Origin of the sequence: Methylocaldum sp. GT1TLB, from assembly GCF_051027445.1 — a bacterium.
In the GTDB taxonomy this organism is placed as follows: domain Bacteria; phylum Pseudomonadota; class Gammaproteobacteria; order Methylococcales; family Methylococcaceae; genus Methylocaldum.
The window spans coordinates 4866576-4878707 of sequence record NZ_CP194898.1; the positions used below are offsets into that span (position 1 = coordinate 4866576).

General features: G+C 53.9%; 8 protein-coding genes and 1 CRISPR repeat array (1 of these 9 cut by a window edge). Of the genes, 7 read left to right on the top strand and 1 reads right to left on the bottom strand.

The window, feature by feature from the left end; genetic code table 11:
• The first annotated feature begins 169 nt into the window (after positions 1 to 169).
• The 5 genes from petA (at position 170) to ACR2R1_RS21555 (ending at position 4104) form a co-directional block, all read left to right on the top strand.
• The gene (gene petA / locus ACR2R1_RS21535; protein ID WP_077728101.1) at positions 170 to 763 is read left to right on the top strand and encodes a ubiquinol-cytochrome c reductase iron-sulfur subunit; all 594 of its coding nucleotides are present in this window, start codon (positions 170 to 172) and stop codon (positions 761 to 763) included.
• Between the two features lie 5 nt (positions 764 to 768).
• Complete coding sequence (locus ACR2R1_RS21540) at positions 769 to 2190, top strand: cytochrome b (protein ID WP_077728102.1); 1422 nt, start codon at positions 769 to 771, stop codon at positions 2188 to 2190.
• Between the two features lie 2 nt (positions 2191 to 2192).
• On the top strand, positions 2193 to 2915 hold the full coding sequence (locus ACR2R1_RS21545) for a cytochrome c1 (RefSeq protein WP_077728103.1): 723 nt from the start codon (positions 2193 to 2195) through the stop codon (positions 2913 to 2915).
• A gap of 179 nt (positions 2916 to 3094) precedes the next feature.
• Complete coding sequence (locus ACR2R1_RS21550) at positions 3095 to 3712, top strand: glutathione S-transferase N-terminal domain-containing protein (protein ID WP_156879550.1); 618 nt, start codon at positions 3095 to 3097, stop codon at positions 3710 to 3712.
• Positions 3712 to 4104 (top strand): ClpXP protease specificity-enhancing factor, encoded by a 393-nt coding sequence (locus ACR2R1_RS21555; RefSeq protein WP_077728104.1) that lies wholly within the window; start codon positions 3712 to 3714, stop codon positions 4102 to 4104. Before ACR2R1_RS21550 ends, ACR2R1_RS21555 begins: the two co-directional genes overlap by 1 nt.
• Positions 4105 to 4146: 42 nt before the next feature.
• Here the strand turns inward: ACR2R1_RS21555 and ACR2R1_RS21560 are convergent, their stop codons facing one another.
• On the bottom strand, positions 4147 to 4476 hold the full coding sequence (locus tag ACR2R1_RS21560) for a DUF1820 family protein (RefSeq protein WP_077728105.1): 330 nt from the start codon (positions 4474 to 4476) through the stop codon (positions 4147 to 4149).
• 168 nt (positions 4477 to 4644) lie between these two features.
• On the opposite strand from ACR2R1_RS21560, the gene ACR2R1_RS21565 reads away from it, so the two are divergent.
• Together ACR2R1_RS21565 and ACR2R1_RS21570 are read left to right on the top strand one after the other, a co-directional pair.
• Positions 4645 to 5007 carry a DUF488 domain-containing protein gene (locus ACR2R1_RS21565; RefSeq protein ID WP_077728136.1) on the top strand — a complete coding sequence of 121 codons (363 nt, stop codon included), beginning with the start codon at positions 4645 to 4647 and terminating at the stop codon, positions 5005 to 5007.
• 27 nt (positions 5008 to 5034) lie between these two features.
• Positions 5035 to 6207: an NnrS family protein gene (locus tag ACR2R1_RS21570; RefSeq protein WP_077728106.1), complete on the top strand. Its 1173-nt coding sequence runs from the start codon at positions 5035 to 5037 to the stop codon at positions 6205 to 6207.
• A gap of 198 nt (positions 6208 to 6405) precedes the next feature.
• Positions 6406 to 12132: a CRISPR direct-repeat array (repeat unit 37 nt; unit sequence GTTTCAATCCACTCCCGGCTATTAAGCCGGGAGATAC) (it continues 255 nt past the right edge of the window).

The following is a 12132-nucleotide window of genomic DNA, read 5'->3' on the forward strand; positions in this document are numbered from 1 at the left end:
CTGTGCTATTGCTTTCTGAGCCTTTCTCAAACAAAATCCTCCCCCCTGGAGAAACGCATTGTCAACTATAACGATTCAACGATATGGAACTGGCGGGTTCCGGAATTAGAACCAAATACAATTGAAAACGATAAGACCTAGCTTAGAGGGGTACTCGGGAGATGTTGGCATGACTACTGAAGGCGTGGATATCGACAAACGCCGTTTTTTAACCCAGGCGGCGGTGGTTATCGGCGCCATAGGCACCGGCGCCGCAACGGCGCCGTTCATCTCGTCGATGAAGCCCAGTGCCAAGGCGGAAGCCTTGGGGGCTCCGGTGGAAGTCGATATCAGCAAGATCGAGCCGGGACAATTGATTCGCGTCTTGTGGCGGGGCAAGCCGGTTTGGATATTGAACAGAACTCCCAACAGCTTGGCGATCCTGCCGACGCTCGACGATCAGTTGCGTGATCCCCGGTCGAAAGAGTCGGAACAGCCGAAAGCGATGACTAACGAGTTTCGGTCCATCAAGCCCGAGATTTTTGTCGCTGTCGGCATCTGCACCCACCTCGGATGTTCTCCCGTCTATCGTCCCGAAGTTGCACCCGCCGACTTGGGGCCGGACTGGAAGGGCGGATTTTTCTGCCCCTGCCACGGCTCTCGCTTTGATTTGGCGGGACGCGTGTACAAGGCGGTTCCGGCACCGACCAATCTGGTAATTCCGCCTTATCACTTTGTAGGCGATACGCGCATCGTAATCGGTATGAGCGGCGGCGAGGAGTAGGCGAGATGGCTTCGGAAAAAGCAAAAGCTCTTTTGAATTGGTTGGACGAGCGGTTTCCGGTCACGAAGCTCTGGACAAGCCAGCTCACTGAATACTACGTTCCGAAGAATTTCAATTTCCTGTATTTCTTCGGTTCCCTGGCGATACTCGTACTCGTCAATCAGATCCTGACCGGGATTTTTCTGACGATGCACTACAAGCCCTCGGCCGAACTCGCGTTCGATTCGGTCGAATACATCATGCGCGATGTCGATTACGGCTGGCTGCTCCGGTACATGCACTCGACGGGCGCGTCGATGTTTTTCATCGTCATCTACGTTCACATGTTCCGGGCGATCTTCTACGGCTCTTTCAAGAAGCCTCGGGAACTGATCTGGCTGTTCGGCATGACGCTTTTCCTGCTCCTCATGGCGGAAGCCTTCATGGGCTATCTGCTGCCTTGGGGGCAAATGTCCTACTGGGGAGCGCAGGTCATCATCTCGCTGTTCGGTGCGATTCCGGTCATCGGCGAAGACCTCGCGATATGGGTCCGGGGCGATTACGTGGTCGCCGATGCGACCTTGAACCGGTTTTTCGCGCTCCACGTCGTCGGGATTCCCCTGGCCATCCTGATTCTGGTGGTGTTTCACCTGGTCGCCCTGCGGACCACGGGTTCCAGCAATCCGGACGGCATCGAGATCAAGAAACAGAAGGCCGAAAACGGCGTTCCGATCGACGGCATACCGTTCCATCCGTATTACACCGTCAAGGATCTGTACGCCGCGGTCATTTTCCTGATCGTCTGTTCGATCGTCATCTTCTACATGCCGGAAGTGGGCGGGTATTTCCTGGAGCATCCGAACTTCGAACCGGCAAATCCGGCGGCGACGCCCGAGCATATTCAGCCGGTATGGTACTTCACGCCGTTTTACTCGGTGTTACGCGCGATTCCGAATAAGCTGGGCGGCGTCATGGCGATGGGGGCATCGATCGTTCTGCTGTTCTTGCTGCCGTGGCTGGATCGCTCGCCGGTGAAATCGATCCGCTACCGAGGGGGGATTTTTAAAATCGCGCTGGCGTTGTTCGTGGTGAGTTTTTTCGGACTCGGCATACTCGGAACCAAGCCCGTCACGCCGACTGCAACGGCTTTTGCTCGGCTGTTCACGATCATTTATTTCGCTTTCCTGCTTTTGATGCCGTTTTATCCGAGTTTTGAAAAAACCAAACCGGTACCCGAACGCTTGGCCGAACCCGTCATTCCGCTAAGCAAGCGCGAGGGCAAGCATTGGCGGATGGTCGAACGCGGCGTGGAGGCAGTCCGGACCAGTGCGTTCTATCGGAATGTGAAAGCGCGGTTAGAGGCTGTTGGAGCCCATCCCTATTATCAAAACGTAAAAGAACGGCTATCGGCGGTAACCGGATGGCTGAAAACTTACGGAAGCAAATAAGAATGAAAACGGCATTCGGCATAGCACTGTTGTTATTTTCTTTTGCTGCGTCTGCGGTAGATCCGGTAAAGCCACTCTTGGACGCCGATGTGGATATTTTCGATACCGATTCGGTTCGGAGAGGAGCCGGCTTCTTCGCCAACTACTGCATGGGTTGCCATTCCGCGAAGCAGATTCGCTACTCGCGGATCGCCAAGGACCTGGAGCTCAGCGAGGACACCATGCGACGCGAGTTCATGTTCGGCAACGTCAAAATTCACGACTATCTCGAGACCGCAATGAGTAAGGAGGATGGGGAAAACGCCTTCGGCGTGGCGCCGCCCGATCTTTCTCTCGTCGTGCGGGCCAAGGGCGGGGATTGGGTCTATAGCTATCTCAAAGGCTTTTATACCGATCCCAAGCGGCCGTTCGGGGTAAACAATCTGGTTTCTCCAGACGTAGCGATGCCCAATGTCTTATGGGAGCTGCAAGGCACCCAAGAGCCTGTGATCAAGAAGATCAATGGCGCAGATGCGGTCATCGACGTTCGGCTGGTCAAGAAAGGCGAGATGCCGCCTAAGGAATTCGACCAAGCCCTGACGGACATCGTCAACTTTCTTGCATATGTGTCGGAGCCTTCCAAGCTCCAACGTCTTCCGCTCGGAAAATACGTCATCTTATTCCTAGTGGTGCTGGCGGTAATCATGTACCGATTGAAGAAAGAATATTGGAAGAATATTCATTGAGGTTTAATGGTAAAATGAGCGGCCGGCCGGTTGGAAACCGATGATGTTCGTAGGCGCTCGCAGCGAACGACTTTTCCCGGCGGAGGCCGGTGCGCCAACCGTTAATTTTTTCCAACCGGAACCTTTTAGTCTTTCTTGAGGTGTTCAGCGTGGCAACCACTGCCAGTCGCAAATCGGTAATGACGCTTTTTTGTTCCCCGACCTGCGCCTATAGCCACAGAACACGGATTGTTTTATTCGAAAAAGGAATTGCGGCGGATATCGAATATGTCGATGCCAATCAGCCGCCGGAAGAATTGCTTGCGCTGAATCCCCACGGGAACACCCCGACGATGGTGGACCGCGATCTGGTGCTGTACGAGTCCCGGATCATCATGGAATACTTGGACGAACGTTTTCCTCATCCGCCGTTGCACCCCATGGACCCCGTATCGAGAGCGCGGGCTCGCATGTTGGTCCATCGTATCGACCAGGATTGGTACCGATTGCTGGACGAAATCGAAAGTTCGGAGGATAAAAAGGACACCAAAGCGAAGAAACTGCTGCGGGACAGTCTTATTGCCGCGGCTCCGGCATTCGCTTCCAAGCCTTATTTTCTCAGTGACGAATTTTCTTTGGTAGACTGTACGCTCGCTCCGCTGCTTTGGCGCTTGCCCACGTTGGGCATAGATCTGCCGAAACAGGCGGAGGCGATTACGGCCTATGCTCGACACTTGTTTGAGCGCGATGCGTTTCAAGCCAGTTTAAGTGAACAAGAGCGGGATTTAACCTCTTTTGCCGAGCCGCTGAGTGCCTGATGACTTCGCTCAAGCCGTATTTGATACGAGCGATATACGACTGGATAGTCGATAACCAATTCACGCCCTATCTGCTCGTCGATGCCGAGGCGCAGGGTGTCGTCGTGCCCAGGCAGTACGTTCAAGACGGAAAGATCGTGCTGAATTTGCGGCCGCAAGCCGTGCACGGCTTGTCTCTGGGTAATCAAGAGGTCGAGTTCGGTGCCCGATTCGGCGGAACGCCGATGCAAATAACCGTCCCGATGCGCGCAGTTCTGGCTATATATGCGCAAGAAAACGGAAAAGGAATGATTTTCGACGATGAGGGAGATGACGACACGCCTCCACCCGCCGATTCCGCGCCTCAGACACCTAGCACGAAGAAAAAGCCGGTGCTCAAGGTCGTCAAGTAACTCACTTGTAGGTCGGCAATCCTTTGCCGACAAACGTGTGCGCTACGACTTGTCCGGCACGTAAAACTTCGTGACTTTGCCCGATTGACCCGCCTCCCGATCGAGGGGAATGATCTTGGCGGTCCCGCGGCGTTCCACCTGATCGATGCGAATGATTTCATGCATCGGAATGAATGAGCGCCGGACATTGGCAAATTCCGTCTTTAGCTTCTCTTCATAAGGATCTACGACCACGGATGTGGTCTCGCCGAAAATAAAATCCTCAATCACCACGAATCCGAACATCTCGCCCTGGAAAACCCGCTTGGCATACATTTCGTAAACCTGGTTCTGATTGATAAAGACGACCTTGTAAATCAGATTATCCGACATGATAGTTAGCTAGGTATTGGGGAGGTGGTTCGGGGCGGACGGGACGTGGGGCTTATTATAAGGCAATTAGCGCACTCGACGTACGTTGCTGTCAGCCTCAAGCATTTCGCGCGGCCGGCTGACTGTATGTTAGTTGCCATCGATTTCGTGGTTTCGCGAGGAGTCTTCATGGTAAGTGTGAAACGGGTCTACGAGATGCCGGCTGCTGGCGATGGAGAACGCTTCCTGGTCGAGCGGCTCTGGCCGAGAGGAATCAAAAAAGAGGCGTTGGCGATGACGGCCTGGATCAAAGAGGCGGCACCGAGCGGCGATCTGCGGCGCTGGTTCGGCCATGACCCTTCAAAATGGGACGAATTCAGGCGGCGTTATTTTACCGAACTGGACCGAAACCCCGAGGTGCTCCGGCCGCTCCTGGAGGCTGCCGCTCGCGGAAGGATCACCTTGCTCTACAGCGCTCGCGACACCGAGCACAACAGTGCGGTGGCTTTGGCGGAGTATCTTTTGAAGCGCTTATCCTCGCCTTTGGCTTAAGGTATCGTACATTGGAGCGACTGATTTATGGACCCTATCCATTTCGATTCCCGCGTTTTGTTCAGCTATGCCTTCCGCGCCTTTTTCCTGCTGGTGGGTGTTTACGCCGTTCTGGCTATCTCGGCTTGGGGGCTTCACCTTAGCGGAGTCCTGGCCTGGCCGGATGCATTGCCCGCCGCGGTTCGGCACGGGCATGAAATGATCTTCGGGTTCGCCGGAGCAGCGATTGCGGGGTTTTTATTGACAGCCGTCGCTACCTGGACCGGCCGGCCTCCGGTTGCGGGAACGCCACTGATGATACTGTGTGTGCTTTGGGGCGCGGCCCGGATAGGCGCTTTCCTTCCAAGTCTTTTCGGCAGCAGTTTATGGGCTTCGGCCAGTGTCCTGTTTTGGGGAGGAATGCTGGCGCTCGTTTCCCGCGAGGTCATCGCGGTCCGGAATACCCGAAACTATAAAGTGCTGGGTTTGCTATTTGCATTTCTCGCAACCGAGGCATATTTCTTCTTCGTGGCATCCGGCGATGTGGCGGGACAGGAGGCCGCATTGCGCATCGGGTTATGTCTCGTGATCGGCATGATCCTGCTGATCGGCGGCCGGATCATTCCCAGCTTCACTCAGAACTGGCTGCGTCTGAATCGTCCTCAGCTCGGGACAAGTTTGCCTCCCTTCGACCGATTCGAGGGCACCACCGTCGCGGTAAGCCTGTTGTTTGCCCTAGGCTTCGTTTTTTGGCCCCACTCGGCGGAAATCGGCTCACTGGGCGTCATTGCGTCCGTATTCCAGTTCATCCGCCTCGCTCGATGGCGCGGTTGGCTGGCCTATCCGGAACCGCTGCTCTGGATTCTGCACGTCGGCTATGCCTGGATACCCATCGGGCTGGCCTTGCTCGGAACGAGTCTGCTGTTCGATCATCCGGGACTTTGGGATAGCGGTCTGCATGCGCTCGGCTACGGGGCTATCGGCACGATGATTCTGGGTGTCGCGGCTCGAGTCGCGCTCGGCCACACCGGACGGCCATTGCGAGCCTTTCCTTCGATGACCGCCGCTTTCGCAATGATGACCCTCGGAACCGTTTTCCGGCTTTTCGCGCAACCGGATGGTCTACCCATGTTAGCCGCGATAGGGTTCTGGGTCGCGGCCTATCTGCTGTTTCTGGTGCGCTACCTCCCCATCTTGCTCGCACCGCGCCTCACGTCTTAAGGAAGCTCTGAACAAGTGGATTCCGTTCATGCCCCTTCGACAGGCTCAGGAGAGCGTTCGACAAGCCTGTCCTGAGCCGAGTCGAAGGGCTCACCACGAACGGAATCAATACATTACCGTTCGTCCTGAGCCTGTCGAAGGACTTGATCAGAGCTTCCTTAACGGTCTCGACTGGGATGTTGGTATTTCCCTGGTGAAGTTTCAATCCACTCCCGGCTATTAAGCCGGGAGATACTGTTGCGACCAAAAACCGGCTATTAGATTCCTTCCTGTTTCAATCCACTCCCGGCTATTAAGCCGGGAGATACTCTGGATCAAATCATGAAAACCGCGACCTAATAAAGTTTCAATCCACTCCCGGCTATTAAGCCGGGAGATACTTCCGGCGTGACGTTCTCGGCCCCATCAACCAAAGTTTCAATCCACTCCCGGCTATTAAGCCGGGAGATACGACGCAGAAACGGCGCGTCGGCAGGCCGAAGAGGTTTCAATCCACTCCCGGCTATTAAGCCGGGAGATACGGTCATTTCTCGCCGATAGATCCAGCCCGATATAGTTTCAATCCACTCCCGGCTATTAAGCCGGGAGATACTTCCTCTACCGAATAATCAAGGATCTTTAGTAGGTTTCAATCCACTCCCGGCTATTAAGCCGGGAGATACGAGGCGTGGCACGGTTTCTTTCTTCATAGAGACAGGTTTCAATCCACTCCCGGCTATTAAGCCGGGAGATACCGATAGCCCCGCGCCTTTGGTTGATGGGGCCGAGGTTTCAATCCACTCCCGGCTATTAAGCCGGGAGATACGTTATTACCTAACTCGTTAACGAGTTTTTCCGTTGTTTCAATCCACTCCCGGCTATTAAGCCGGGAGATACCTATGGGTTGCGCTCAGAATCGCGATGGCCAATAGTTTCAATCCACTCCCGGCTATTAAGCCGGGAGATACATTGCCGCTCGAACCGTTCGGGCAGGGCTTTAAAGTTTCAATCCACTCCCGGCTATTAAGCCGGGAGATACGCGCCGACCACGGCCAAATTAAGCCATGCCATAACGTTTCAATCCACTCCCGGCTATTAAGCCGGGAGATACACCGCCGCTTCTGCTACTGTAGTCGCCGCGTCTGCGTTTCAATCCACTCCCGGCTATTAAGCCGGGAGATACAATAGACCACAGTAACAAAAGAAAAAGCCCACGCGTTTCAATCCACTCCCGGCTATTAAGCCGGGAGATACGAATTTAACGGTCATAGTCAGACGTGGTATCACGTTTCAATCCACTCCCGGCTATTAAGCCGGGAGATACTACTGGTTTATGCTATCTCGGCAAAAACCGATCGAGTTTCAATCCACTCCCGGCTATTAAGCCGGGAGATACACCACCGCCCACGGACGGGCAGAACAGGAGATATGTTTCAATCCACTCCCGGCTATTAAGCCGGGAGATACCCCAATCGAGTTTTACGAACAAATCCGGCTGGAGGTTTCAATCCACTCCCGGCTATTAAGCCGGGAGATACTCGTGCAGAAGCCGCATAACCAAAGCAACATTGTCAAGTTTCAATCCACTCCCGGCTATTAAGCCGGGAGATACGCTGGCGCAAGGGCGGTCCGGCGCAATTTGCCGTGGTTTCAATCCACTCCCGGCTATTAAGCCGGGAGATACTAGGCGGCGGTTTTGTATTACTGCGAGTGCTGGCTGTTTCAATCCACTCCCGGCTATTAAGCCGGGAGATACCTCAATCCGACAGGCACCGGACAGCCAAATCTCGACGTTTCAATCCACTCCCGGCTATTAAGCCGGGAGATACGTCTTTCCGGAGCTGGTCCACCTGCTGCATGATGTAGTTTCAATCCACTCCCGGCTATTAAGCCGGGAGATACCATACTCGGAATTTGGTGGGCGCATAGGCGGGATGTTTCAATCCACTCCCGGCTATTAAGCCGGGAGATACTGCTTCTGATCGCGTGGCAACGCTTCGGAAGTTTCACGTTTCAATCCACTCCCGGCTATTAAGCCGGGAGATACCCGGCATGGGCGCCCGAGATCAGCCGTTGCTCAAAGTTTCAATCCACTCCCGGCTATTAAGCCGGGAGATACCGATTACGTATATCGATGACAGCGGCGTGCAGCAGTTTCAATCCACTCCCGGCTATTAAGCCGGGAGATACTTAATATCGTTGATCGATGTAACCACGGTGATCGTGTTTCAATCCACTCCCGGCTATTAAGCCGGGAGATACCAAGCAGCAGCACATTTCGTATTGGCTGAAAAACGTTTCAATCCACTCCCGGCTATTAAGCCGGGAGATACCGGCCGCGAAAACCCTGGGCAGCGACGAAGCCGCACTGGTTTCAATCCACTCCCGGCTATTAAGCCGGGAGATACTTCACATTCCTGGCGCACAACAAGATCAGCGCGGTGTTTCAATCCACTCCCGGCTATTAAGCCGGGAGATACCGCCGACTATTGGCGCTTTACCTCGGCCGACGAGGTTTCAATCCACTCCCGGCTATTAAGCCGGGAGATACGCTCGACATAGTCGACGTTCTGCAAGTTCTGGGTGTTTCAATCCACTCCCGGCTATTAAGCCGGGAGATACCGCGGACGGCGGTCAAGGGCGGGTTACAGCTCGCGTTTCAATCCACTCCCGGCTATTAAGCCGGGAGATACTCGCCGTACCAGACCACATTCGGGCCCGTGATCGTGTTTCAATCCACTCCCGGCTATTAAGCCGGGAGATACACCTGGGACGGGTGAAGGACGTTCCCAACTTCAAGTTTCAATCCACTCCCGGCTATTAAGCCGGGAGATACATTCTGGTGGGCCATGTGACAGTAGCGGAGACCGCGTTTCAATCCACTCCCGGCTATTAAGCCGGGAGATACTTGCGGCGCCCCGGATCCGGCGATCGACGAGATCGTTTCAATCCACTCCCGGCTATTAAGCCGGGAGATACGTCAGGTGGTCACTCATAACAACCGGCTCCAGTGCGTTTCAATCCACTCCCGGCTATTAAGCCGGGAGATACTTGGTTGGGGTGGTTAAGGGAGTCGGTAATTCATGTTTCAATCCACTCCCGGCTATTAAGCCGGGAGATACGCTTTTTCTGAGATACAGCTATAAGCACCAAAAAGTTTCAATCCACTCCCGGCTATTAAGCCGGGAGATACGGCTGGGTGGTCGTGTTGTCGCTCTGGGGCGGGCTGTTTCAATCCACTCCCGGCTATTAAGCCGGGAGATACCCAGGAAATCGCCCGCGTCGTCGAGCCGGAAATTGTTTCAATCCACTCCCGGCTATTAAGCCGGGAGATACTCGGAATCCCGCATGACCTCCACGCGATCCGGAGGCGTTTCAATCCACTCCCGGCTATTAAGCCGGGAGATACGAGTAGAACAGGGTGTGTCCGTCGTGTTCTACGACGTTTCAATCCACTCCCGGCTATTAAGCCGGGAGATACAATCGTAGATGCAGCCGTAGACAAATACATACTCGTTTCAATCCACTCCCGGCTATTAAGCCGGGAGATACCCATGTTTGGCTATCTGGCAACCGAGCCGTCGCTGTTTCAATCCACTCCCGGCTATTAAGCCGGGAGATACGCAAACCGCTTATTTCTATTTCCCGGCTGTAAATGTTTCAATCCACTCCCGGCTATTAAGCCGGGAGATACTCGCTGTATGGCCCCAAAACGACCGCGTTAAACCTGTTTCAATCCACTCCCGGCTATTAAGCCGGGAGATACATTTCTCATTGCGGCAGCTGGGGGAGCACAAATTGTTTCAATCCACTCCCGGCTATTAAGCCGGGAGATACCGCAGAGAATATCGGGCCGCGTGCATGGCACGCTTGTTTCAATCCACTCCCGGCTATTAAGCCGGGAGATACTTGGCTCAAACGGTACTGGCGCGGACAGACGCAAGTTTCAATCCACTCCCGGCTATTAAGCCGGGAGATACTGGCATATCGCCAACGCAGTTGCAGACACGGTCGAGTTTCAATCCACTCCCGGCTATTAAGCCGGGAGATACTCGATCAGGTTTCAGGGGACGAATCGAGCGCCGGAGTTTCAATCCACTCCCGGCTATTAAGCCGGGAGATACTTCCGACAATCGCGGTATGCAGCCTTGGTTTTCTGTTTCAATCCACTCCCGGCTATTAAGCCGGGAGATACCCCAGAATGATGGCCTGATAAACGGCGTTTTCCGAGTTTCAATCCACTCCCGGCTATTAAGCCGGGAGATACCGTTTTTGCTCATCGGTCCAGCCCGTCGCCACCATGTTTCAATCCACTCCCGGCTATTAAGCCGGGAGATACGGAAATGAGAAATACCTATGACAACACAGCTTCTTGTTTCAATCCACTCCCGGCTATTAAGCCGGGAGATACATGGACTCAACGGTATGAGTGCAGAGACCCGAAAGTTTCAATCCACTCCCGGCTATTAAGCCGGGAGATACGCCCGAGGCGAAACAAGGGGAGACGAAAAAAATGAGTTTCAATCCACTCCCGGCTATTAAGCCGGGAGATACGCGCGACGATGTGCCGCTCTATGTAGCGATGCTCGTTTCAATCCACTCCCGGCTATTAAGCCGGGAGATACCGTCGTACAGGAAATCAAGAGCACCGAGGGCGTGGTTTCAATCCACTCCCGGCTATTAAGCCGGGAGATACATGAATTAGCCGAGAAAACGCTAGCCAATCAGTTGTTTCAATCCACTCCCGGCTATTAAGCCGGGAGATACATACATACAATACCTTTACGCGTATATTATCTATGTTTCAATCCACTCCCGGCTATTAAGCCGGGAGATACACCATGGCCAACATAGAGATAAACTCGACAGAATGTTTCAATCCACTCCCGGCTATTAAGCCGGGAGATACCGCCGACCGCTTAAATGTAGGCATTCCCGCAGCATGTTTCAATCCACTCCCGGCTATTAAGCCGGGAGATACATGATGTCATCTATGATGCTCATGTTCTATCCAACTGTTTCAATCCACTCCCGGCTATTAAGCCGGGAGATACCGCCGATAACGGTACGATTGTTGGGGTAGTTAATCGTTTCAATCCACTCCCGGCTATTAAGCCGGGAGATACCGTCTGTTTTCTCCGCTTCTGGTTCGGCGGTAGCTGTTTCAATCCACTCCCGGCTATTAAGCCGGGAGATACTCTACAGGGGGGATGCCTTGAGTTTCGGCCATGTTGTTTCAATCCACTCCCGGCTATTAAGCCGGGAGATACATTCTACCGCCTGTCTGCTTATACCGGATTTCATGTTTCAATCCACTCCCGGCTATTAAGCCGGGAGATACTGCAGAAGCCGCATAACCAAAGCAACATTGTCAAGTTTCAATCCACTCCCGGCTATTAAGCCGGGAGATACGTCAACATCGCTATTTCGCCGGCCGGGAAGTATGTTTCAATCCACTCCCGGCTATTAAGCCGGGAGATACCTTCTCCGCCTTCCGTGCCGCCCACATGATATCGGAGTTTCAATCCACTCCCGGCTATTAAGCCGGGAGATACTGCCCCTATCAGGACTTTCTTTGCGATTATTCGTGTTTCAATCCACTCCCGGCTATTAAGCCGGGAGATACAATGATTGGGTTGTCCTGTCCGTTGCGCGAGATGCTGTTTCAATCCACTCCCGGCTATTAAGCCGGGAGATACTCGCGCTCCGGGCTCTGAACTTTGGTTTAGCTGGGTTTCAATCCACTCCCGGCTATTAAGCCGGGAGATACAACAAGCTGTACGAGATCAACACGGCGGGCGTTGCGTTTCAATCCACTCCCGGCTATTAAGCCGGGAGATACAGGATGCTGGGCGTAGCCATACGCCCCTATCTGAGTTTCAATCCACTCCCGGCTATTAAGCCGGGAGATACGCTGTAGCTAGTGGCGAAGGTATCGCCGACTCG